Origin of the sequence: Exiguobacterium sp. H66 (genome assembly GCF_018618705.1) — a bacterium.
GTDB lineage: Bacteria > Bacillota > Bacilli > Exiguobacteriales > Exiguobacteriaceae > Exiguobacterium_A > Exiguobacterium_A oxidotolerans.
Genome location: NZ_JACSMQ010000002.1, coordinates 295,120 through 318,686, shown reverse-complemented (window position 1 = coordinate 318,686; position 23,567 = coordinate 295,120). Strand labels below are relative to the sequence as shown.

Sequence of the window (23,567 nt, the reverse complement as noted above, 5' to 3'; positions counted from 1 at the left end):
ATATGTTAGAAAACTATATCTTAAATCGATGCGTATGCTACATAGATCGAACAGGACGAGACGTCACGTCGTCCGCTTGTTGAAATTTGACGCTGTATTCGGTACACTGAATAAAGGAAAAATCTCGGAATTCTGTTCATATAAAGAATCGTTCGAAGTAAGGGGACTGTATGGCATGGCTAATTTTCTAAAAGAGTTATTCGCACCGACGAAACGTGTCCTGAAAAAAGCAGAAAAAGTGGCAGACGCCGTCGAAGCATTCGAGGAACAAATGGGTGCTTTATCAGATCAAGAATTAGAAGGTAAAGTGGTGGAGTTCCGGACGCGTCTTGCGGGCGGAGAAGATTTAGATGATATCTTACCGGAAGCATTCGCCGTCTGTCGTGAAGTATCGACGCGTGTCTTAGGCATGCGCCATTATCGTGTCCAATTAATTGGGGGATATGTCCTTCACAACGGTGATATTGCTGAAATGAAGACTGGGGAAGGGAAAACGCTTGTCGCGACGCTTCCTGTCTATTTGAACGCACTCGCCGGCAATGGCGTCCACGTCATCACCGTCAACGAATACTTGGCGAAACGTGACCGTGACATCATGGAGCCGCTCTATGCGGCGCTCGGTCTATCGGTCGGTTTGAACCTGTCAAGCATGTCGCGTCAAGAAAAACAAGCAGCCTATAGCTGTGATATCACGTACGGAACGAACAATGAGTTCGGTTTCGACTACTTGCGTGACAACATGGTCCTGTATAAAGAAGACCGTGTTCAACGTCCGCTTTCTTATGCTGTCGTCGATGAAGTCGACTCGATCCTCGTTGATGAAGCACGGACACCGTTGATCATTTCAGGTTCTGCTGAGAAATCGACGGCCCTCTACTCACAAGCAGATACGTTCGCGAAAATGATGAAGGCAGATGAAGACTATACGGTCGACATCAAAACGAAAAGTGTGCTCTTGACGGAGCAAGGCATCGACCGCGCTGAAAAATACTTTGGCATCGACAACCTGTTTGGTCTCGAGCACGTCGCCCTCAACCATCACTTGAGTCTCGCGCTCCGTGCGAACTCCGTCATGCACCGCGACGTCGACTATATGATTCGGGAAGATGAGGTCATGATCATCGACCAATTCACGGGTCGTGTCATGGAAGGACGTCGTTACTCAGAAGGACTGCACCAAGCGATTGAAGCGAAGGAAGGCGTCGAGATTCAACGTGAATCGATGACACTTGCAACGATCACGTACCAAAACTTCTTCCGGATGTATACGAAGCTTGCCGGTATGACCGGTACGGCGAAGACGGAAGAAGAAGAGTTCCGGAACATCTACAACATGCATGTCGTTCCCGTTCCGACGAATAAGCCCGTCATCCGTAACGATCAGCCTGATTTGATTTTCAAGACGATGAACGGGAAATTCGCTGCTGTTGCAGACGAAATCGAACGTGCCAACCGCGAAGGACAACCGGTCCTCGTCGGTACGGTCGCCGTCGAAACGTCTGAGCTCCTCAGCGGGATTCTCAAGAAACGCGGCATCCGCCACGAAGTCTTGAACGCGAAAAACCATGCACGGGAAGCAGAAATCATCGAGAACGCGGGACAAGCGAACTCGGTCACGATCGCGACGAATATGGCCGGACGCGGTACCGACATCAAGCTCGGTGCAGGTGTCATCGAAAAAGGCGGTCTCTACATTCTCGGGACAGAGCGTCACGAATCACGCCGGATCGATAACCAGTTACGTGGTCGGGCCGGTCGTCAAGGTGACCCGGGGGCATCCCAGTTCTATCTTTCACTCGAAGATGAATTGATGCGCCGTTTCGGTTCCGATTCCCTGCAATCGATGATGGATCGTCTCGGAATGGACGACTCGCAACCGATTGAAAGCCGGATGGTCTCACGTGCCGTCGAGTCCGCTCAAAAACGGGTCGAAGGAAATAACTTCGACGCACGGAAACAAGTCCTCGGTTATGATAACGTCATGGCTGATCAACGGAAAGTCATGTACGCGGACCGGGCAGCGATTCTTGACGCCCAGTCTGTCTCAGACATCGTTCGTCCGATGATGGAACAAACGATTGAATCAGGTGTGCATCAGTACACGCCAATCGAGTTCGTACCGGAAGAGTGGAGCATCGGTGCACTCGCGGATTGGTCGAACCAGACGCTTGCCGTCGAAGAAAAAGTGACGGAACAAGAGTTGTTCGGCAAAGAACGCGAAGAAATCATCGAACTGCTCAAAGAGCGGACGTTCGCACACTACGAACACAAACGGTCGGAAGTACCGGCTGAAGCGTTTGACGAGTTTGAAAAAGTCATCGTCTTACGTGCCGTCGACCAACACTGGATGAACCACATCGATCAGATGGATCAGTTGCGTGAAGGGATTCACCTTCGTGCTTACGGTCAAAATGATCCGCTGCGGGAATACCAGTCGGAAGGTTCAATGATGTTCGATACGATGAACGCGGCGATCGCGGAAGAAGTGACACAATTCGTCCTTCGTGCTGATCTTGACCCGAACTTGAAACGCGAAAAAGTCGTCAAGGATGAAGTCGCCGTCTCAGGCAAAGAGGACAAGGTCGTCAAAAAAGCGCCTGTCCGCAAAAATCCGAACGACCAAATCGGACGCAACGACCCATGTTGGTGCGGATCCGGTAAAAAATATAAGAACTGTCACGGCCGTCAGGCATAAGTGATGAATCGACTGAAAGAGGCGGGAGATTCCTGCCTCTTTTGACGGAAAGAGAAGGTGGAACACAATGGAATTAGCAGAAATACGCAACACCGCCGAGTGGATGGAGAAGAAACTCGGAGAATATAAGGCATCGCTTGATTTAGAAACGAAGATTTCCCGGATCGAAGAGCTCGAAAACGAGATGACGTTCCCGGACTTCTGGAACAATCAAGAAGAAGCCCAAAAAGTCATCGACGAGTCGAACGGTTTGAAGGCGATGGTCGATAAGTACCAACACCTCGCCGATGGACACGAAAACATCGTCTTGACGTATGAATTGATTAAAGAAGAGCCGGACGTCGAGTTGCAAGAAGAACTCGAGTCGGAACTCGGAGACATCAAACAGAAGTTCGACGAGTTTGAATTACAAATCTTGTTGAACGGCGAATATGACGCGAACAACGCAATCCTTGAGCTGCACCCGGGTGCGGGTGGGACCGAGTCGCAAGACTGGGCTTCGATGTTACTCCGGATGTATCAACGTTTTTGCGACAAACAGGGCTGGAAAGTCGAGACGATGGACTACCAACCAGGTGACGAAGCCGGTGTTAAATCGGTCACGCTCCGTATTCAAGGGCACAATGCCTATGGATACTTGAAGGCGGAAAAAGGAATCCACCGCCTCGTCCGGATCTCGCCATTTGATTCGTCAGGCCGCCGTCATACATCGTTCGTTTCATGTGACGTCATGCCGGAGTTCAACGATGACATCGATATCGACATTAGGACGGAAGACCTCCGTGTCGATACGTACCGGGCGTCAGGTGCCGGTGGACAGCACATCAATACGACCGACTCAGCCGTCCGGATCACGCACGTGCCGACGGGCGTCGTCGTCTCGTGTCAACAAGAGCGTTCACAAATCAAGAACCGTGAAGCGGCGATGAAGATGTTGAAAGCGAAACTCTACCAACGTGAAATCGAGGAGAAACAAAAGAAACTCGATGAAATCCGTGGCGAAAAATCGGATATCGCGTGGGGTAGCCAAATTCGTTCATACGTCTTCCATCCATACAGCATGGTCAAGGATCACCGGACGAACTATGAAGTCGGGAATACGCAAGGGGCAATGGATGGAGACATCATGGGCTTCATCGATGCCTACCTTCGTTTACTCAATATGTAAGAAGCACCTACCGTCGACGGTCAAGTCGGCGGTTTTTTTCAAAAGGGAGGACATGAGATGATCATTCGTCAGGAAAAATTTAAGGATGCGTCAGCGATTCGCCGCGTGCATGAAGCGGCGTTCGAACAGGCGGCTGAAGCGGATTTAGTCGACGCTTTGCGGGAAGATGACGAGGCGGCACCACGTTTCAGCCGGGTCGCCGTCGCTGACCGGGGAGAAATCGTCGGGCACGTCTTGCTGAGCCGGATTTACATCGAGGACGTCCCGTCGCTCGCCCTGGCGCCGGTCGGCGTCATGCCGGTTTGGCAACGCAAAGGCATCGGGTCAGAGTTGATCCGCCAAGTCATCGAGGACGTCCGGGAAGCGGGGGAACACCACATCGTCGTGCTCGGTCACGACAGTTATTATCCACAGTTCGGATTCGAACGGGCGATCGATTACGGGATTGAAGCACCATTCCCGGTCCCGGCTGAAGTATTTCTCGTCATGCCGCTCGTCCGAAACGGCTTAACGGGCGTCAAAGGGACGGTCCGTTATCCGAAACCCTTTAGTGCGGTATAAGAGAACCACTGCGAGTTGGTCGGACGGGCTAGTCGTCACTTCCCTTTTTGCGCTAAAATAAAAAACGGGTTCTAGATTTTAAGGTAAGGGGAAATGCAACGCCATGACATCAACGCGTCAGGAAGTCGTTCGCGACTATGTTTATTTATTATTAGGTTCATTATTCGTCGCCAGTGCGTTCAGTCTGTTTCTCGCACCGAATCAACTCGCCTCAGGAGGCGTCAGTGGGCTATCGATTGTCTTGAATGATTTATTCGGGATTTCACCCGGACTGTTCCAGCTCGTTGCGAACGTCCTATTGCTCGCGATCGGCTGGATGATTCTCGGGATGGGGTTCGGCGTCAAGTCACTCGTCGGATCGATTTTTTTGCCCGTCGTCATCTTGATTTATGAACGGTTCGAGGTCCCGGCAGCGACGATGAATCCGATGCTCGCTGCGATTTTTGGCGGGGCCGGCGTCGGAATCGGACTGGGATTGATTTTTAAAGGTCGGGCGTCGACCGGCGGGATGGATTTAATCGCCCAGATTTTACACCGGTTTACGAAGTTACCGATTCATTTGTGCATTGCCTTGCTTGACGGGACAATCGTCATCAGTGCCGCGATTATCTTCTCGCTCGAAATTGGTCTGTATGCGCTCGTCGCTTTGTTCATCACGATTAAGATGATTGATATCGTCCAGCTCGGAATCACGAACGATAAGCTGGCCTACATCATTTCTGATCAACGGGAAGCCCTTGTTAAAGAGATTTTCCAGACACTCGATCGCGGGGCAACGGAAATCGAGGCAGCGGGTGCCTATACACGGAAACGGAAACCGATGCTGATGGTCGTCGTCCGTCAAGGTGAAATCACGACGTTGAAAGAAATCGTCAAACACATTGATCCGGAAGCGTTCCTTGTCGTCAGTGAGGCCCATGAAGTACTCGGACTTGGCTTCACGGATGACAAACGGTATCACAATGTTCCGTAAACACATCGAAAACGTGAAGTTTTTGTGAAATCACGCTTAGAAAACATCAAGAACGGTTATACTCTAATAGGTAAGAACGTTGATTGGTATTTTTTAAGGGGGGTATACGGATGAAGTTAAAAAATCTTTTACTCGCGGCAGGACTTGGCGCGACACTCGTACTCGGCGCTTGCGGCAGTGATGATTCCAGTTCATCGGATACAACGAAAGAAGACACGTCGATGAATGATGATTCGTCAATGAACGATGATTCTTCGAAAACAGAATCAGCGGTCGACGCGGAAAAAATCTTCGCGAATAACTGTGCCTCATGTCACGGGAACAATTTAGAAGGAAATGTTGGACCAAACTTAACAAAAGTCGGTTCAAAGTATTCGTCTGAAGAGATCCAGGACATCATCAAGAACGGTAAAGGGCAAATGCCTGCCGGAATCCTGAAAGAGGACGAAGAAATCGTTGCGGTTGCCGATTGGTTAGCAGAAAAGAAATAAGCATAACTATGTGATAGTATGGGATAAGAGATGACAGACACGACACGTGTTCGTCATTTCTTATCCCTTTTTTTATGAAAATCAGCCGGAATTGACATTTGATTGTAATGTGGTTTTTTTTCATGCCTGTTATAATGGGAATCGGTAGGTTTTAAGACCTAGCTGATCACCCCCAGTAATCAAATAAGGATGTGAAGTAAGTGATCAAGATGCAACAAGTTAGTAAAATATACCCGAACGGAGTCACTGCACTTCGTGAGGTCAATTTGACGATCAATCAAGGTGAGTTCGTCTATATCGTTGGTCCTTCTGGAGCCGGCAAATCAACATTCATGAAGATGATGTACCGCGAAGAGAAACCGACGAGCGGTTCATTTTTGTTTAAAGGAATCGAAGTCGGTAAATTAAAAAACCGTCAAATTCCAGAACTCCGTCGCCAAATCGGCGTCATCTTCCAAGACTTTAAACTCCTCCCGTCATTGACGGTTTATGAAAATGTCGCATTCGCACTCGAAGTTGTCGGAGACGACAAAGCGCAAATCCGTAAAAAAGTAAACGAGGTCCTCGATCTCGTCAAACTCAAACATAAAGCGCGGAACTATCCGGATGAGTTATCGGGTGGGGAACAACAACGGATTTCGATTGCCCGAGCCATCGTCAACCGTCCGTCACTCGTCATCGCTGATGAGCCGACAGGAAACCTTGACCCGGATACGGCATGGGAAATCATGGAGGTCTTCGAAGAGATTTATCGCCGTGGGACAACGGTCGTAATGGCGACACACAATCGAGACATCGTTAACAAAATGCGTCATCGCGTACTGGCGATCGACGGTGGAAAAATCGTCCGTGACGAAGAGAAAGGAATGTACGGCTATGAAGTTTAATGGATTCCGTCATTTACGGGAAGGGTCGAAAGGTCTTGTCCGAAACGGCTGGATGACATTCGCCTCTGTCAGTGCCGTAACCGTGACATTATTACTCGTCGGAATTTTCGCGATGGTCATGTTCAACGTCAACAAGATTTCAGACAACGTCGAAAAAGACGTCGAAATTCAAGTGTTCGTCGAACGCGAGGCCGATCAAGCAAAAATCGACGCCGTTGGTTCAAAATTAGAACAGATGCCGGGTGTCGCGTCTGTCCGGTACAGTTCAAAAGAAGATGAACTGAATCGTTTTAAAGAACAGTTAGGAGAAGGATCGCAGGCGTACCAGTCGGTCGAGAAGGATAACCCGCTTCACGATCGCTACATCGTCAAAGCAACTTCACCAAATGAGACAGAAACTATTGCAAATACAGTCAAAAAAATGGAAAATATAGATAGTGTCGAGTATGGCGAAGATTACGTCGAGAAGATGTTCAACTTCCTTGAAGGGGTACGCGTCGGTGGAATCATCTTAATTGTCGGTCTGACCTTCATGGCGATGTTCCTCATCTCGAATACGATCAAAGTAACGATTTTCTCGCGTCGTCGGGAAATCGAAATCATGCGTCTCGTTGGAGCGAAAAACGGCTTCATCCGTGCACCGTTCTTCGTCGAGGGACTCTTGATGGGTGTACTCGGAGCATTGATTCCAATCGCTGTCGTCTATTTTGGTTATGAAGTGACATACAATGCCCTTCAACCACAACTCGTATCTTTAAATGCATCAATCTTTAATTTGATTCCACCTGGTGAACTATCCGTTCAAGTCGCATTGATTTTACTTGCGCTCGGTGCCTTCATCGGAGTATGGGGATCAACAACGTCACTCGGACGTTTCTTAAAAGTATAAGTTACGCAAAAACAAAATATAGAGGAGAGATGCTTCTCATGAAGGTTCGATTCTGTTCAGCTGTGCTCAGCTTGGCCCTGGTTGGTTCAAGTGTATCCGTTCACGCCGTGTCTAAAGAAGAATTGTTGAAGGAACAACAGGAGGTCGAGTCCCGTCTGCAAGAGACGGAACGATCACAGAATCAGACATCTGAGAAGTTAATCTTGACGAAAAAAGAACGCCGCCTCGCAGAGGAGCGTTTGGATGAAGTCAACAGCCGTTTGGATGATTTAGCGAGTGAAATTGCAGATCAACAAGCGGCTGTTTCTGCATCAAAAGAAGAGTTGCAAGCGATCGAAGAAGCGATTAAACAAACATTGTCCGAGTTACGGGCGCAGGAAGATTTACTTGGGAACCGGCTTCGTGCCGTTCAGCGGGATGGCGACATCAAATACATCGAAGTGTTGCTCGACTCAAAAGATTTCGGCGATTTAATCTCGCGTTTTAGTACTGTCAGTGAAATCATTAAACAAGATGACGGTGTTTTGAATGCCTATAAAGCAAATGTCACGGAATTGACGGAGCAACGCGCAAGTCAAGAACTCATCCTCGGTCAGCTAAAAAAAGACCAACGGAAACTGTTGATTCTGCAGACGCGGATCATCGCGGAATCTGAGTTGAAACGAAAATTGGTCGTCCAATTGAACGATCAGGTCAAACAATTGAAGCAGGAGCAGTTCACGAAGGCGGAAGAAGCCCAAATCTTAGCGGATCAGCAACAATTGATTAGCACGCAACTGACGGAACTCGAAGAAGCAGCACGTGCCGCTGAACAAGCAAAGATAAAGGCGGAAGCAGAACGTCTCGCCCGTATCGAGGCAGCGAAACGTGAGCAAGCGGAAGCGGACGACACGCAGGCAGTGGACCGGACGGCATCGCCAACGACGAAAAAGCAGCCGGTACCATCTGCGACGGATCATGCAAAGCCATTTCAATTACCTGTCTCCGGTTACGTGTCCAGCCCGTTCGGTCCACGGAACAATCCGTTGACCGGCAAGTCAGAGATTCATACGGGCATCGATCTCGTCAATGCTAAAGGAACACCGATTCAGGCAGCGGCAGGTGGTATCGTCCTGCGCGCCGGAAGTGCGACAGGATACGGGAATGTCGTGATGATCACCCATCTGATCGACGGGAAAGTCTGGACGACGGTTTACGGACATCTTGATTCCGTCGCTGTGAAGGCAGGGCAAACGGTCATGCCGGGGACGGTCATCGGAAAGTTAGGTTCGACAGGCTGGTCGACTGGTCCTCATCTTCACTTTGAGATTCATCAAGGGGAGTGGGCGGTCGGACAACCGAACGCGGTCGATCCAGCCCCGTACATCTTTTGATTGATCTATAGCTCTTTAGCGAAAAGATAGGGTAACCTATCTTTTTTTGCTATACTGAAAAAAATAGCAGGTTTACACCGGAAACGAGGAATCAAGCGTGAAAAAATCTACAACGGCAGTCATAGCAGTCAGTACATTCGGACTTGGCCTAGGGGCAGGCGCAGTCGGTATGTTAGCAACAGGTGGTACCGACACGGTGACGACCAGTTCATCGGGCGAATCGGGGGACTGGAAAAAGGTTGATCAAGTCCGCCAGATGATTTCACAGTATTACCTAGAAGATGTCACGGATCAAGAATTGCTTGAAGGAGCACTCAGTGGGATGACGGAAGTGCTTGACGATCCCTACTCGGTCTACATGGATGAATCGGAAACGGCGTCGTTCAACACGAATCTGTCTTCATCGTTTGAAGGAATTGGCGCGACACTGGAGCAAAAGGGTGAGGCAATTGTCATCGTCGCTCCGATTAAAGGGGCACCCGCTGAAAAAGCAGGAATCAAGCCGGGTGACGTCATTGTAGAAATCGATGGCAAGTCGACGAAAGGTCAAAAGACGGATCAAGCTGTCAAAAAGATTCGTGGTGAAAAAGGGACGGAAGTCGTCTTGACGATTCAACGCGGGGGACAAGACCCGATGAAAATCACGATTGAACGCGATACGATTCCGATTGAGACCGTCTATTCGGAAACAGAACAAGTGAACGGGAAAACGATTGGTGTACTCCAAGTGACTCAGTTTTCTGACCCGACTGCAGAAGAGTTCGAAAAGCAACTCGCTGCTCTCGAAGCGAAGAATATTGATGGACTCGTCATTGACGTTCGGGGAAACCCAGGCGGACTGTTGACGGCAGTTTCGAAAATGATTGCGCCATTCATTCCGAAAGATACACCGATTTTCCAGGTCGAAGACAATAAAGGCGACCGGACGCAGGAATTCGGGAAGGCGGACGCGAAGAAACCTTATAACATCGTTGTGTTGGAAGATAACGGTTCCGCGTCAGCGTCAGAAATTTTAGCCGCCGGTCTGAAAGAAGGCGCCGGTGCAGAAGTCGTCGGTACAAAGTCATTCGGTAAAGGGATCGTCCAAAGTGCGTATGACTTAAAAGATGGTAGTGACCTGAAGCTGACAACGAACAAATGGCTGACGCCAGACGGGAACTGGATTCACAAAAAAGGAGTTAAACCGACCGTTGAAGTCAAACAACCTGCGTATTTCAATGTCACGAAAATATTGACGGATGACAAAGCGCTCAATGTCGGGGACTATGGAAAATCTGTCGAGAATGCACATCTCGTGCTCGAAGCGATCGGTTACGATCCGAAAGGGCAGGATGGGTATTATGGCGACACGATGAAACAAGCAGTCGAACAACTTCAAAAAGATGCCAAGCTCGAAGTCACGGGTAAGATTGACCCGGTGACGGCTTCCGAGATGGAGACACGTCTCTTGAAAAAGTTAGAAGACTCGAAAAATGATGTACAACGCATCAAGGCACTTGAAGTTGCCGCTGAATAAATCACGGAAAGAGGTCTGAATGGGCGTGGAATTATTCGATGGAATCGGTTGGACAGTGATTAGTCTTATCGCTAGTCCAATCCTGTGGTTAGCCATTCTAGTCAGTGTTGTAATCGGTATTCGTCGCGTCAGGCGAGAACGGAACTTGTTCCGCTCGAAATCACGCGATCAACGGACCGACATTTTTGAGACATTGCTGCCCGGTCTGCTCGTCGGGATTGTCTTATCTGCAATCAGTTTGAGTTTACAGGTGACCGTCAGCCCGGTCTTCATTGTCGCCTTTACGGCGCTCGCCGCCGTGACATTGGTGATTGGCGTCGTCCGGTTTAACTTGCCGCTTTGGCCGCTCAGCGTTTTGGCACTTATCGGGTGGTTCGTGACGGATGAACGGATGGACGGGATTAAAGAGGTCGACGCGACGACGTTGCTGTTGCTTGCGAGCTTGACGTTGCTGGCAGAATTGACGCTCGTCGCGTGGCGCGGTCAAAAGCAGTTGTCTCCATCACTCGTCTTATCGAAGCGGGGGCGTTTCATCGGTGGGTTGTCCGCGAACAAACTGTGGTTGATTCCGTTGCTCGTCATTGTTCCGGGCAGTAGTCTCGAGGAATGGTTTCCGCGGTTCGCTTTTCCGGAGTACGTCCCGCTCGTGCTCTTTTTCCCGCTCGGCTTCAGTTTTCTGTTCACAGGAAAATTACCGGCTGAGTTGATGCGTCCATTGATTCGGGGTCGCGTCATCACATTGTTACTCGCGGTCTTGTTGACACTGGGTGCGTACGTGACGAACCGGGAAGAGTGGTTATTCGGTCTACCGCTCCTGCTCGTCTTGCACATCATCTTGCACCAACGGGTCAAACGTTTGAATCGTTCAGAGACGCCGATTTTCCTCAATGGTAAACGGGGTGTCGTCATCCTGGGGACGTTCCCTGGATTACCGGCATCAGAAATGGGGCTCGTACCCGGAGAAGCCATCTATAAGGTCAACGGTGATTTTGTTGATTCCGAGACGAGCTTCTATGAAGCGATTCAAAAGCATAAACCGTACTTACGTCTCGAAGTGATGAATCATAATGGAGATGTTCGGTTTGCGCAACGGGCTTTTTATGAACAAGATCATCATGAACTCGGCATCATGTTCGTCAGTGAGCCGGGGAATCGCCGGACGAAAATTCGAACGCTTCAATAATGAGCATCCTCTATCACGTGAGTGGTAGGGGATGTTGTTGTTTCTTGAGTGAACTTTATCTTTTTCAGAGATAATCCGTACTGGGACTTTTTCTTTTTTGGAAAAACGGGTAACTTCCTAGAAGGAGCACTTCATAATCGAATGTTTGTTCGTAAAGTGATACAATAAAGATAGATTTTTTACGGAATGAGGGGGAAGTTAGCGATGGATTTTGAGTTAGTGTCACCATTTGAACCAGGCGGCGATCAGCCGGCTGCCATTAAACAATTGGTCACCGGCGTCAAGAACGGCGAGCGGCATCAAACGTTGCTCGGAGCGACCGGAACCGGTAAGACGTTCACCGTCTCGAACGTCATCAAAGAGATTAAAAAGCCGACGTTAGTCCTGGCGCATAATAAAACACTGGCCGGGCAACTGTACTCAGAGTTCAAAGAATTTTTCCCGAACAACGCGGTCGAGTACTTCGTCAGCTTTTATGATTACTATCAACCGGAAGCGTATGTCCCGTCGACGGACACGTTCATCGAAAAAGACTCGTCCATCAACGATGAGATTGATAAACTCCGTCACTCGGCGACGTCTGCTTTGTTTGAGCGTGATGACGTCTTGATCGTTGCGTCCGTCTCGTGTATCTACGGTCTCGGTAACCCGGAAGAATACAATAATCACGTGTTATCGCTTCGTGTCGGCAACGAGATGGGGCGTAACGAGATGCTCCGTCGTTTGATTGACATTCAATATGAACGAAATGACATCGACTTCCAGCGCGGGCGGTTTCGTGTCCGTGGAGACGTTGTCGAGATTTTCCCGGCGTCACGAGACGAACAATGTGTCCGTGTCGAATTTTTTGGTGACGAAATCGAACGGATTCGCGACATGGATCCGTTGACAGGTGAAATCATCGCCGACCGTGAACATATCTCAATCTTCCCGGCGTCCCACTTCGTGACGGGGGACACACGTCTTCAAAAAGCAATCGCGAACATCGAAGTCGAACTTGAGACGCAACTCGCGAAGATGCGTGAAGACGGGATGTTACTCGAAGCGCAACGTCTTGAGCAACGGACGAACTACGATCTCGAGATGATGCGTGAAATGGGTTACTGCTCAGGAATCGAAAACTATTCCCGTCATTTAAACCTGATGCCGGAAGGATCGACGCCGTATACGCTCATCGATTACTTCCCGAAAGACTTCTTGCTCGTCGCCGATGAGTCGCACGTCACGTTACCGCAAATCCGCGGGATGTATAACGGTGACCAGGCGCGGAAACAAGTCCTCGTCGACCACGGTTTCCGTTTGCCGTCAGCGAAAGATAACCGGCCGCTTCGTTTTGAAGAGTTTGAAGAAAAGGTCAGTCAAGCAATTTATATCTCAGCGACGCCGGGACCTTATGAGCTCGAGCACTCAAAAGAGATGGTCGAACAAATCATTCGTCCGACGGGACTCGTCGATCCGACAATCGAGATTCATCCGATCACGGGGCAAATCGATTACTTGATGGACAACATCCGGGACCGCGTCGCGAAAAATGAACGGGTTCTCGTGACGACATTGACGAAAAAAATGTCGGAAGACTTGACCGATTATTTAAAAGAGAACGGTGTTAAGGTCAACTACATGCACTCGGAAATCAAGACACTCGAACGGATTGAAATCATTCGCGATCTGCGGCTTGGTAAGTATGACGTCCTCGTCGGGATCAACCTGCTTCGTGAAGGACTCGATATTCCGGAAGTGTCGCTCGTGACGATTCTCGATGCAGATAAAGAAGGTTTCTTACGGTCCGAGCGATCATTGATTCAGACGATCGGACGGGCGGCCCGGAACTCGGAAGGGCACGTTGTCCTGTTTGCAGACAAGATTACGGATTCGATGCAACGGGCGATGGATGAGACGGAACGTCGGCGCAACATTCAGCTCGCGTTCAATAAAGAACACGGCATTACGCCGAAAACGATTCAAAAAGATGTTCGCGGTGTCATCAGTACGACGATTGAAAGTGATGATACGGTCGAAAAACTGGAGAAATTCAATAAACTGAAAAAACCGGAGCGCGAAACGCTACTCGAACAGTTGGATCAAGAGATGCGACAAGCAGCGAAAGACATGCAATTCGAGCGCGCAGCAGAGCTTCGAGATCTTATATTAGAATTGAAAGCAGGTGCCTAAGTTGGGAGACAAGAAAAATAAGATTATCATCAAAGGCGCTCGCGTCAATAACCTTCAAAATATCGATGTCGAAATCCCGCGCGATCAGCTCGTCGTCTTGACGGGCTTATCGGGATCCGGGAAGTCATCACTCGCGTTCGATACGATTTATGCGGAAGGGCAACGACGTTATGTCGAAAGCCTCTCCGCTTATGCACGCCAGTTTTTAGGGCAGATGGATAAACCGGATGTCGATGCGATTGAGGGACTTAGTCCGGCAATTTCAATCGATCAAAAGACGACGAGTAAAAACCCCCGCTCGACTGTCGGGACGGTGACGGAGATTTATGATTACCTCCGTCTGCTGTATGCGCGAATCGGCAAACCGATCTGTCCGAACCACGGGATTGAGATCTCGAGTCAAACGATCAGTCAGATGGTCGACCAAGTGATGGAGTTACCTGAGCGGTCACGGTTGCAGATTTTGGCACCGATCGTTTCCGGACGAAAAGGGGCGCATGTCAAAGTCTTTGAAGATTTGAAAAAAGAGGGCTTCGTCCGTGTCCGTGTCAATGGCGATACGATTGATTTAACGGATGACATCGCACTCGAAAAAAATAAGAAACACTCGATTGAAGTCGTCGTCGACCGTGTCGTCGTCCGACCGGACGTCGAATCACGGCTCGCCGACTCACTCGAAACAGCACTCCGCCTCGCGGATGGACGTGTCATCGTCGATACGATGGATGGCAATGAGCTACTTTTCAGTGAGCATCATGCGTGTCCCATTTGTGGTTTCTCAATCGGAGAACTCGAACCACGGATGTTCTCGTTCAATTCGCCATTCGGGGCCTGTGCCTCATGTGACGGACTCGGGACGAAACTTGAAGTCGATGTCGATCTTGTCGTACCGCATGCAGACAAGTCACTCAACGAAGGGGCGATCGTCGCGTGGGAACCAACGAGCTCACAATATTATCCGCAACTGCTCAAAGCAGTCTGTGAGCACTTTAAAATCGACATGGATACGCCGTTCGAACAGTTGTCAGACGAACAACGCGACATCATCTTAAACGGCAGCTCGAAAGAAGAAATTCACTTCCGTTATGAAAATGACTTTGGCATGGTCCGCAACACGGATCTGTTCTTTGAAGGTGTCTTGAATAACTTGCAGCGTCGTTACAAGGAGACGTCGTCGGATTTCATCCGCGAGCAGATGGAAGGATACATGGCGAAAAAAGCATGTCCGACCTGTAAAGGGCATCGTCTGAAACGCGAATCGCTTGCCGTCAAAGTATCCGGTATCCACATCGGAGAAGTGACGAAGATGTCAGTCAAGCAAGCTGTCATTTGGTTCGAAGAGTTGCCGACGAAACTATCGGAAAAAGATCAAACGATTTCACGGATGATTGTCCGCGAGATTCATGAACGGTCGTCGTTCTTAGAAAACGTCGGTCTCGATTATTTGACGATTTCCCGTGCTGCCGGCACATTGTCCGGTGGCGAAGCGCAACGGATTCGTCTCGCGACACAAATCGGCTCCCGTCTGACAGGTGTCCTCTATGTCCTTGATGAACCGTCAATCGGCTTACACCAACGTGATAACGACCGATTGATCAGTACGCTGAAAACGATGCGCGATCTCGGAAATACGTTGATCGTCGTCGAACATGATGAAGACACGATGATGGCAGCGGATTACCTGATTGATATCGGACCCGGTGCCGGTGATCACGGTGGCTTCGTCACAGCGGCCGGTCGACCGGAAGAATTGATGAACGACGCGAATTCACTGACCGGACAATATTTGTCGGGGAAGAAGTTCATTCCTGTGCCGACTGAACGGAAACAACCGGACGGACGGGCGTTACGGATTAAAAAAGCGTCAGAAAATAACTTGAAAAATGTCGACGTCGATATCCCGCTCGGCTTGTTCGTTGCCGTGACCGGAGTATCAGGTTCCGGGAAGTCGACATTGATTAATGAAATTCTCTACAAGACGATTGCACATGAGATGAACCGGGCAAAAGAAAAGCCGGGAGCGCATAAAGGCATCACAGGACTCGACCAAATCGATAAAGTCATCGACATCGACCAATCTCCGATCGGTCGGACACCACGTTCGAACCCGGCGACGTATACCGGTGTCTTTGACGACATTCGTGATGTTTTCGCTTCGACGAACGAAGCGAAGTTACGCGGCTATAAAAAAGGACGCTTCAGTTTCAACATCAAAGGTGGCCGGTGTGAAGCGTGTCGCGGAGACGGGATCATTAAAATCGAGATGCATTTCTTGCCGGACGTCTACGTTCCGTGTGAAGTCTGTCACGGGAAACGGTATAACCGCGAGACGCTCGAAGTAAAATATAAAGGTAAAACGATTTCGGACGTTCTTGAGATGACAGTTGAAGAGGGACTCGAGTTCTTCGAAAAAATTCCGAAAATCAGCCGGAAGCTGCAAACGATTGCTGACGTCGGATTGACGTACATGCGTCTCGGACAGCCGGCGACGGAACTGTCAGGCGGTGAAGCACAACGCGTGAAGCTTGCTTCGGAACTGCATAAGCGGTCGACCGGGAAAACGATTTACATTCTCGACGAACCGACGACGGGACTGCATGTCCATGACATCGCCCGCCTGTTGAAAGTCTTGCAACGCCTCGTCGACAACGGCGATACGGTCCTCGTCATCGAGCATAACCTCGACGTCATTAAGACGGCGGATTACTTGATTGATCTTGGTCCGGAAGGTGGCGATGGTGGAGGTATGATCGTTGCAACCGGAACACCGGAAGACATCGTGCAAGTCAAGGAATCGTATACAGGACATTACTTGGCACCTGTTTTGGAACGGGACGCAGCCCGAATCGAATCATGAAACTTTTTTGATGGAGGATTCGTAAAAGGGAAGTAAGGGAAGTAGAACGAAAGAGTGAATAAGTTTTCCTGCGTCATAGCGTGTTCAGAAAATAGGAGGGGAATGTTCATGAAACAAGATATGCGTCAGTTGATACTTGAACAGGTAAAAGAAGGAAAGTTGACGATCGATGAGGCACTCGATAAGCTCGAACGCCTTGAAGCACTCGATCAACAACAATCGACGACAGCAAGTAATCATAAGTATGTCGATGAACCGGAACAGTACGACCGCGTCGATCATTACACGGTTGATTCACTGACGTCGAAAGTGATGTCTGCTTTTGATGGTCTCGTCAACCGGATTAAAGAGAGTGATCTCTCATTAAATCAGACGTCCGGTCCGAACGTCACGTACGTCAAACAATTCCCATTCAGTGGAGAGACGATTCATTTGGATTTATTTAATGCCAATGCCGTTGTCGAACCAAGTGATTTAGAGGAGTGTGAGTTGACGGTGACGGGGCGTCCGCTTCGCCAAGTCAATGAGGAGCAAGCGCTCGAACAACTTCAAGCGTCGCTTCAACATTCCGTCTCCGCTAACACGCTATCGATTCGCTTGAAAGATAAACGCGTCCGGGCGACGATCCACTTAAAAGTTCCGCGTCGTCACTACGAGGCGTTCGTGTTACAGACGTTGAATGGTGAGATTACGTTGTCGTCGCTTGACGCGACGAGCGTTCAACTGATGACAGCGAACGGACGGATCCATGTCCGCGATCTTTACAGTGAGGATTTGAAAGCTTCGACGGCGAACGGTTCGATTGAAGTCGAAGAGTCAGAAGTCAAAATGTTAAAAGCGAAGACGGCGAATGGTCAAATCATCGCGAACGGGGTTTTTGAACGTTCTGAGCTGAAAACCGCGAACGGCAATGTCCGTTGTGAACTCAAGACAGCCCATGACGCGAAGATTCAAGCGTCGTCACTCGCGGGAAGCATCGCTTTGATGTTGCCGCATGGTGCTGAAGTATATGGTGAGCTGGAAACAAACTTTGGTGGGTTGAATTGTAACCTCGATGAGATGGAAGTGATTCGCGACCAAAAAGATGTCGTGAACCGTAAACTGCATTTCGTCTCCGGTCGTGACCGGACGCCGAAGATTGAAGTCGAAGCCGATACGAAAACGGGAACGATTTCCGTGACGCACGGTGTTCACTTAAGTCCGCAAGCGTTCTAATCAAAAATCCCGCCTGCTTCCTGAAACCGGAGCCGGCGGGATTTTTTAATCGCTTCCTGATGCAAATGTATGATTAAGCATCGTAATCAAAAAATAATGTGTGACTACAGTCAAAAAGGAGGGGATGCCATCTAAATGATGCGCATCCCCTTCTTTTTGATTAGTAGTTATAGTCTTCATCCATCATTGGTTCGTCCCAGTTCATATTGTCGAAGTTGTTCATGTCGTACCCGAATGAAATGAATGTGATGACACCGACGATAGCGAGGATGATTGCGGCAATAATTAAGCCGATTCCCATCCAACTTTTGGTGCGCGCCCGGTTCCAATAAAAGACGATTGCGAGAATGAGTGAAATAAATGGACCACTTAGCACGATTCCGACCAGTGAGATGATGAAAAATAAGAGCGATGTCTGATTTTGATCACGCGAATAGGACTTCCACATATCGATTAACGAGATGATGATGTAGACGAGTCCGAGGATTGCAAGGATCCCGCATAAAATCATAATGATAATCATTCCGATACCACTACCTGACATATTCATCATTATAAAACCCCTCCTTTGATTTGTTTCTAACTGTATTCAATTCCCAAGATGGTCAGCTTCTAATCGAATTCATTGATTTTAGCAAAAATATGGTACAATACTTCAAGTGAAAGGGGCTGATTGAGCGTGCAAGCAAAAGTGCGAACAGCTGAAATCGTAAAGCAATTCAATTTAAAAATTGTCACCGGAGAAGAAGGACTACATCGTCCGATTTTGACGGCTGATCTCTGTCGACCGGGCCTCGTCCTCGCTGGTTATTATGCGTATTATCCGGCAGAACGTTTGCAAGTCCTCGGGAAAACAGAATTGACGTTTTTCAACAACCTGACGTATGAGGAACAGCTCGAACGAGCAAACGTCCTCTGTACAGATGAAACACCAGGGATTTTAGTGACGCGCGGGTTTGAGGTGCCGGAAGCGATCATCAAAGCAGCTGACGAAACGAACGTACCGCTCTTGACGACGAAGGGACATACGACATCGGTCGAATCTCAAATCACGAACTTCCTCGAAGCGGAACTCGCCCCGACGACAGCGATGCACGGCGTCCTCGTCGATATTTACGGGGTCGGCGTCTTCATCAAAGGGGCAAGTGGTGTCGGTAAATCCGAAACGGCACTCGAACTCGTCAAACGGGGACACCGCCTTGTCGCGGACGACTCCGTTGAAATTCGTCAGACGGGTGACGGCATCTTAGTCGGGACAGCGCCGAAATTGATTCAGCATCTCCTTGAGATTCGCGGAATCGGCATCATCGACGTCATGACGTTGTTCGGTGCAGGTGCCGTACGGTCGCATAAAAAAATCAGCCTCGTCTGTAATCTGGAAATTTGGGATCAAACGAAAGTCTATGACCGCGTCGGTCTTGATCAAGAGACGTTACAAATCATCGATACGGAAATTCCGTTTTTGACGATTCCGGTTCGTCCCGGGCGTAACCTTGCCGTCATCATCGAAGTCGCGGCGATGAACTATCGTCTGAAAAATATGGGCATCAACACAGCAGAAGAATTCGCCGGACGTCTCGCGCAAGCGATCGAAGACGGGAATGGTGGTCTATGATGGGGACACTCGCAACGGTACAACCGACATTCGACCGCGTCGCGATTGAACTCGGTCCGATTCCAATCTATTGGTATGGTGTCGTCATCGCCTTGGGCGCAATCGTCGGCTTGATGATCGCGATCTTCGAATCGAAGCGAATCGGTTTCAACGAAGAATACGCGGTCGATGTCGTCATCTGGTCGATTCCGATCAGCATCATCTGTGCCCGGATTTACTATGTGGCTTTCGAGTGGCAGTATTACGGTCAACATCTCGATCAAATCATCAACATCCGCCAAGGCGGAATCGCGATTCACGGTGCCATCATCGGGGCGATTTTGACAGTCATCCTGTATACGCGAAAGAAAAACATTTCGTTTTGGCAAATCGCCGATATCCTGGCACCGTCACTCCTGTTTGGTCAAGCGGTCGGACGTTGGGGTAACTTCTTCAACCAAGAAGCGCACGGGGGAGAGACGACATGGTCGTTCCTGCAAGATACGTTGCACTTGCCGAACTGGATCGTCAATCAGATGTACATCGACGGCGTCTATTACGTGCCGACGTTCCTCTATGAGAGCATTTGGAACATCATCGGCGTCATCTTGTTGATCGTCTGGCGGATGAAGTTCAATCCGCGTCGCGGCTACGTCTTCCTCGGTTATCTCGTCTGGTACTCGATTGGACGTTACTATATTGAAGGGCTCCGGACGGATAGTCTGTTGATGGGGGACGGACTGCGGACGGCACAAATCGTCTCGATTTGTTTAATCGTCTTCGGACTCGTCATGATGGTCATCCGGAAAAATGCTGTCCGCTACTTGGATGGAACGACACGGGAGGCGAAGTGAAACGATGATTAATACGATTCTATTTGATTTAGACGGTACGTTGATTGATACGAACCCGTTGATTCTAAAAAGTTTTGAACATACGCTCAGTTACTACTATCCGGAACGGACGTTTACGGAGGCAGAATTGCTTCCGTTCATCGGTCCGACACTGGAAAAATCATTTTCGGAGCTCAACGCCAAGCAGTGGAAAGAAATGGTCGCCTTTTACCGCAGCTATAACATCGCGATGCATGACGCACTCGTCCTTGAATATCCGGGTGTCCTCGACGGTTTACGCCGCTTGAAGGAACAGGGCTACAAGATGGCGATCGTGACGTCAAAAAGTCGTCGCGTCGCCTTAAAAGGGATTGAGCTGTTCGGACTGACGTCACTGTTTGAGACGATCATCGCAGCAGACGATGTGACGGAAGAAAAACCAGCCGTCGAACCATTTGAAAAAGCGATGGCACTCCTCGGTTCGACAACAGACGAGACAATCATGGTCGGGGATAACGACACGGATATCAACGGCGGGAAAAATGCCGGGTTGAAAACCGTTGCGGTCGGCTGGGCAATTAAAGGTCGTTCGTATCTCGAAGCATTAGAGCCAAGCGTCATCATCGACTCGATGGAACACTTGAGTGACTGGATCGAGGCGCAAAATGGCACGGCGGACTGATCGCTATCACGTCGGGGCGACGAATCCGTTATGGCACATGTACCGGACGGTTTCGTTCTTCAAGGTCATGTGGTGTTTCCTCATCATTACAATCGGGCGCTTTTCGCCGTCGCTCCGCTTTAAGAATGGCTTGTACCGGACGTGTCTCCGGATGAAGATCGGCGACCGGACGGCGCTTGCCTTGATGGTGATGCCGGACACGATGTTCCCGGAACGAATCTCGATTGGCTCGAATACGATCATCGGCTTCAACACGACGATTCTCTGTCATGAGTATTTGACGACCGAGTATCGGGTCGGTAACGTGACGATCGGTAGTGACGTCTTAATCGGCGCGAACGTGACGATTTTACCAGGGGTGACGATCGGGGACGGTGCTGTCATCGGTGCCGGTTCCGTCGTTCACCGGGACATCTTACCGAACGAACGCGTCTCGAGTCAGCCGCTTCGCCGGCATGAAATGTGACGAAACTGTGAGAAGGAGGTCGATCCGCAATGAATTATATTCGCTTCACCTATAAGACAGGAAAGTATTTCGGAAGATTATTCGCAGAACGTCCACAAGGTCTCGTCGTTGAAGTCCTCGCCGTCGAGAAACATCCGACGCAAGGTGATCTGCATCAACCGAACCAAGTTGACGTACCGCTCTTCCATATCCGTACCGCCTTACATCAACACGAAAAAATCACGGTTTCTCCAAGCGTCGTCTATGCATATGACGGAGAGATTCCAGCGTATTCCGACAGCTTACGCCAAGCATTCGAAAAAGATGTTGAGCGTCTGCAAAACAAGAATCCGCAAGAAGATGCTTTTGTACGAAAATGCTTAGAGAACTACAAGGAACTCGAAACCATTTATGCGAAACGCTGGGCGTAAACCCCGGCGTTTTTTTCTGTTGCAACGCTATCCGAGATAGGTTATTCTTGTCTCTGCAACTACGAAACTAGATTTATATTATGGGGGCTTGAATCACTATGGAATTAACGGAATACAAAGCAGACCCCTTTGCGATTACAACGCGCCAAGCGGAACTTTTTTATTTTCGCGGACGGAAGGCGCATCGGGAAGGGAGACTCGAAGAGGCGGTCTATCATCTTGACGAAGCGACGACGCTTCAACCAGAAGATGTCCGTTACCTACTACGTTACGCACGTGTCCTGTTCGAAACGGGAGAAATCAATCATGCGAACGATGTATTGAAACGTGTCCGTGCACTCGATGAGTCAAATACCGAATCACTCTTTTATTTAGCGAACAACTATGCGCACGTTTCTTTATATGAAGAAGCAAAAGAATATGCGCTCGAATATTTAAAACATGCGCCGGCAGGCAAACACGCAGAGGCATCGGCCGCACTCGTGGAATTGATTGATCTTGAGCAAGAGCTTGAGGATGACGATGAAGATGAGTTGATTCGTCTCCATGCACAAGCCCAGCGCCAAATCGATAAAGGGATGTTGTTTGCAGCACAGGACACACTCGAGTCCTTGATCGCGACGTACCCGACATTTTGGCCAGCCTACAATAACTTGGCAATCGTCGAATTTTATCTCGGTGAAAATGACCGGGCTTTCCATTCGCTTGAACGCGTCTTAGAAGGAAATCCGGGAAATCTCCACGCGCTTTGTAATACGCTCGTTCTCTTACATGAGATGGGGCAGGATGAAGAAGCGCACCGTCTGTCACGGAAGCTCGAACACGTTCGTTCCGTCAATCTTGAAACACGTTATAAAGTCGCATCGACTCTTGCGATCATCGGTCGTCATGACTTAGCGTACGAAGAATTGAAATTGCTCGAACGCCGTGGCTACCGAGGCGACCCACTATTCGGTCACTGGTTATCGATTTCTGCATTCAAAACGGGACATATCGAAGAAGCCGCAGCCTTCTTACAATCAAAAGAAGCCGCGAGCTTACGGGAAGAACAAGAGGCATACGACATTCGTCATAACCTTCAGTTTCGTTCAGCCTTGATTCAAGCGTTGAAAACGGAAGATGATGTCTCACGCATTTTCACGGCTTTGTTACTCGGGAAACTAAATGACGAGGAAGCACGGTTGGCCCTTTCGATGATGCCGGAAGTAACGGATCACGAAGATGTCCTGCAGCTGACAGAACAAATTTTGCATGAGATGAATGGACGGAGCGATATCGTCGATGAACGGATTCATCGTGCCTTACAGACGATTCGTCTCGCAGAACATTACGTATCTGACGAAGAGCGGATGAGCCTCGAAGGCGATTTTTATGAACGGTTTGCCCGACTCGTCCTCAGTGGCGAAACGTTCGACTCGGTTGAAGGTTCAGCCGCTGCGTTAATCCATCTGTTTCATGAATTGCGTGAAGGAATGTTGATTGAAGAGTGTGCCGAACTGGTCGATGTCTCCTTTGACGAGGTGGCGATGACGATTCGTGCCTACAAACAACACCTGACACCTGCTCGGGCAAAATGTTAGACGTTTGCCATATTCTCACCTA

20 protein-coding genes are annotated in these 23,567 nt (G+C 49.3%); 19 read left to right on the top strand and 1 reads right to left on the bottom strand.

The genetic code is table 11. The features are described from left to right. Positions 1–175 precede the first annotated feature (175 nt). From secA to KNP88_RS04880, 13 genes are all read left to right on the top strand, one after another. Positions 176–2,695, top strand: coding sequence for a preprotein translocase subunit SecA (gene secA, locus KNP88_RS04940; protein WP_088837764.1), 2,520 nt, complete (start codon positions 176–178; stop codon positions 2,693–2,695). A 67-nt stretch (positions 2,696–2,762) separates the two neighbouring features. Then, positions 2,763–3,863 carry a peptide chain release factor 2 gene (gene prfB, locus KNP88_RS04935; RefSeq protein WP_034800913.1) on the top strand — a complete coding sequence of 367 codons (1,101 nt, stop codon included), beginning with the start codon at positions 2,763–2,765 and terminating at the stop codon, positions 3,861–3,863. Between the two features lie 57 nt (positions 3,864–3,920). Beyond that, positions 3,921–4,424 carry a GNAT family N-acetyltransferase gene (locus KNP88_RS04930; protein ID WP_214892531.1) on the top strand — a complete coding sequence of 168 codons (504 nt, stop codon included), beginning with the start codon at positions 3,921–3,923 and terminating at the stop codon, positions 4,422–4,424. Positions 4,425–4,527: 103 nt separating this feature from the next. Beyond that, complete coding sequence (locus KNP88_RS04925) at positions 4,528–5,397, top strand: YitT family protein (protein WP_029331387.1); 870 nt, start codon at positions 4,528–4,530, stop codon at positions 5,395–5,397. Between the two features lie 110 nt (positions 5,398–5,507). Beyond that, positions 5,508–5,888: a cytochrome c551 gene (cccB, locus tag KNP88_RS04920; RefSeq protein ID WP_214892528.1), complete on the top strand. Its 381-nt coding sequence runs from the start codon at positions 5,508–5,510 to the stop codon at positions 5,886–5,888. A gap of 200 nt (positions 5,889–6,088) precedes the next feature. Next, entirely contained in the window at positions 6,089–6,775 is a 687-nt protein-coding gene (ftsE, locus tag KNP88_RS04915) for a cell division ATP-binding protein FtsE (protein WP_088837760.1), read from the top strand. Further along, on the top strand, positions 6,765–7,664 hold the full coding sequence (gene ftsX, locus KNP88_RS04910) for a permease-like cell division protein FtsX (protein ID WP_029331384.1): 900 nt from the start codon (positions 6,765–6,767) through the stop codon (positions 7,662–7,664). Before ftsE ends, ftsX begins: the two co-directional genes overlap by 11 nt. A 38-nt stretch (positions 7,665–7,702) precedes the next feature. Next, positions 7,703–9,037: a murein hydrolase activator EnvC family protein gene (locus tag KNP88_RS04905; RefSeq protein ID WP_214892526.1), complete on the top strand. Its 1,335-nt coding sequence runs from the start codon at positions 7,703–7,705 to the stop codon at positions 9,035–9,037. Between the two features lie 97 nt (positions 9,038–9,134). Then, positions 9,135–10,553, top strand: coding sequence for a S41 family peptidase (locus KNP88_RS04900; protein WP_214892524.1), 1,419 nt, complete (start codon positions 9,135–9,137; stop codon positions 10,551–10,553). 19 nt (positions 10,554–10,572) lie between these two features. Beyond that, entirely contained in the window at positions 10,573–11,736 is a 1,164-nt protein-coding gene (locus KNP88_RS04895) for a PDZ domain-containing protein (protein ID WP_214892522.1), read from the top strand. 204 nt (positions 11,737–11,940) lie between these two features. Beyond that, a complete protein-coding gene (uvrB, locus tag KNP88_RS04890; RefSeq protein ID WP_159173403.1) occupies positions 11,941–13,908 on the top strand; it encodes an excinuclease ABC subunit UvrB in 1,968 nt (655 codons plus the stop codon). A gap of 1 nt (position 13,909) precedes the next feature. Next, positions 13,910–16,765 (top strand): excinuclease ABC subunit UvrA, encoded by a 2,856-nt coding sequence (gene uvrA / locus KNP88_RS04885; RefSeq protein ID WP_214892520.1) that lies wholly within the window; start codon positions 13,910–13,912, stop codon positions 16,763–16,765. A gap of 108 nt (positions 16,766–16,873) precedes the next feature. Continuing rightward, on the top strand, positions 16,874–17,980 hold the full coding sequence (locus tag KNP88_RS04880) for a DUF4097 family beta strand repeat-containing protein (RefSeq protein WP_029331375.1): 1,107 nt from the start codon (positions 16,874–16,876) through the stop codon (positions 17,978–17,980). A 160-nt stretch (positions 17,981–18,140) separates the two neighbouring features. Here KNP88_RS04880 and KNP88_RS04875 read toward each other — a convergent pair whose 3' ends face one another. Then, positions 18,141–18,533 carry a hypothetical protein gene (locus KNP88_RS04875; protein ID WP_214892518.1) on the bottom strand — a complete coding sequence of 131 codons (393 nt, stop codon included), beginning with the start codon at positions 18,531–18,533 and terminating at the stop codon, positions 18,141–18,143. A gap of 126 nt (positions 18,534–18,659) precedes the next feature. Here KNP88_RS04875 and hprK point away from each other — a divergent pair, with 126 nt between their 5' ends. The 6 genes from hprK (at position 18,660) to KNP88_RS04845 (ending at position 23,545) form a co-directional block, all read left to right on the top strand. Further along, entirely contained in the window at positions 18,660–19,595 is a 936-nt protein-coding gene (gene hprK / locus KNP88_RS04870; protein ID WP_029331373.1) for an HPr(Ser) kinase/phosphatase, read from the top strand. Then, the gene (gene lgt / locus KNP88_RS04865; protein ID WP_088837753.1) at positions 19,595–20,428 is read left to right on the top strand and encodes a prolipoprotein diacylglyceryl transferase; all 834 of its coding nucleotides are present in this window, start codon (positions 19,595–19,597) and stop codon (positions 20,426–20,428) included. Before hprK ends, lgt begins: the two co-directional genes overlap by 1 nt. A 4-nt stretch (positions 20,429–20,432) precedes the next feature. Next, positions 20,433–21,089: a pyrophosphatase PpaX gene (ppaX, locus tag KNP88_RS04860; protein ID WP_214892516.1), complete on the top strand. Its 657-nt coding sequence runs from the start codon at positions 20,433–20,435 to the stop codon at positions 21,087–21,089. Beyond that, positions 21,073–21,555, top strand: coding sequence for an acyltransferase (locus tag KNP88_RS04855; protein WP_088837751.1), 483 nt, complete (start codon positions 21,073–21,075; stop codon positions 21,553–21,555). The genes ppaX and KNP88_RS04855 overlap by 17 nt, the downstream gene beginning before the upstream one ends. Positions 21,556–21,584: 29 nt before the next feature. Further along, positions 21,585–21,965: a sporulation phosphorelay system protein KapB gene (gene kapB, locus KNP88_RS04850; RefSeq protein WP_088837750.1), complete on the top strand. Its 381-nt coding sequence runs from the start codon at positions 21,585–21,587 to the stop codon at positions 21,963–21,965. A gap of 98 nt (positions 21,966–22,063) precedes the next feature. Next, positions 22,064–23,545, top strand: a complete 1,482-nt coding sequence (locus tag KNP88_RS04845; RefSeq protein ID WP_159173409.1) for a tetratricopeptide repeat protein — start codon at positions 22,064–22,066, stop codon at positions 23,543–23,545. Positions 23,546–23,567: the final 22 nt, after the last annotated feature.

What these genes read in the sequence shown, in the direction of transcription:
- secA (WP_088837764.1), top strand. Translation starts at nt 176, where the DNA reads ATGGCTAATTTTCTAAAAGAGTTATTCGCACCGACGAAACGTGTCCTG.
- prfB (WP_034800913.1), top strand. Translation starts at nt 2,763, where the DNA reads ATGGAATTAGCAGAAATACGCAACACCGCCGAGTGGATGGAGAAGAAA.
- KNP88_RS04930 (WP_214892531.1), top strand. Translation starts at nt 3,921, where the DNA reads ATGATCATTCGTCAGGAAAAATTTAAGGATGCGTCAGCGATTCGCCGC.
- KNP88_RS04925 (WP_029331387.1), top strand. Translation starts at nt 4,528, where the DNA reads ATGACATCAACGCGTCAGGAAGTCGTTCGCGACTATGTTTATTTATTA.
- cccB (WP_214892528.1), top strand. Translation starts at nt 5,508, where the DNA reads ATGAAGTTAAAAAATCTTTTACTCGCGGCAGGACTTGGCGCGACACTC.
- ftsX (WP_029331384.1), top strand. Translation starts at nt 6,765, where the DNA reads ATGAAGTTTAATGGATTCCGTCATTTACGGGAAGGGTCGAAAGGTCTT.
- KNP88_RS04905 (WP_214892526.1), top strand. Translation starts at nt 7,703, where the DNA reads ATGAAGGTTCGATTCTGTTCAGCTGTGCTCAGCTTGGCCCTGGTTGGT.
- KNP88_RS04895 (WP_214892522.1), top strand. Translation starts at nt 10,573, where the DNA reads ATGGGCGTGGAATTATTCGATGGAATCGGTTGGACAGTGATTAGTCTT.
- uvrB (WP_159173403.1), top strand. Translation starts at nt 11,941, where the DNA reads ATGGATTTTGAGTTAGTGTCACCATTTGAACCAGGCGGCGATCAGCCG.
- KNP88_RS04880 (WP_029331375.1), top strand. Translation starts at nt 16,874, where the DNA reads ATGAAACAAGATATGCGTCAGTTGATACTTGAACAGGTAAAAGAAGGA.
- KNP88_RS04875 (WP_214892518.1), bottom strand. Translation starts at nt 18,533, where the DNA reads ATGATGAATATGTCAGGTAGTGGTATCGGAATGATTATCATTATGATT.
- lgt (WP_088837753.1), top strand. Translation starts at nt 19,595, where the DNA reads ATGGGGACACTCGCAACGGTACAACCGACATTCGACCGCGTCGCGATT.
- ppaX (WP_214892516.1), top strand. Translation starts at nt 20,433, where the DNA reads ATGATTAATACGATTCTATTTGATTTAGACGGTACGTTGATTGATACG.
- KNP88_RS04855 (WP_088837751.1), top strand. Translation starts at nt 21,073, where the DNA reads ATGGCACGGCGGACTGATCGCTATCACGTCGGGGCGACGAATCCGTTA.
- kapB (WP_088837750.1), top strand. Translation starts at nt 21,585, where the DNA reads ATGAATTATATTCGCTTCACCTATAAGACAGGAAAGTATTTCGGAAGA.
- KNP88_RS04845 (WP_159173409.1), top strand. Translation starts at nt 22,064, where the DNA reads ATGGAATTAACGGAATACAAAGCAGACCCCTTTGCGATTACAACGCGC.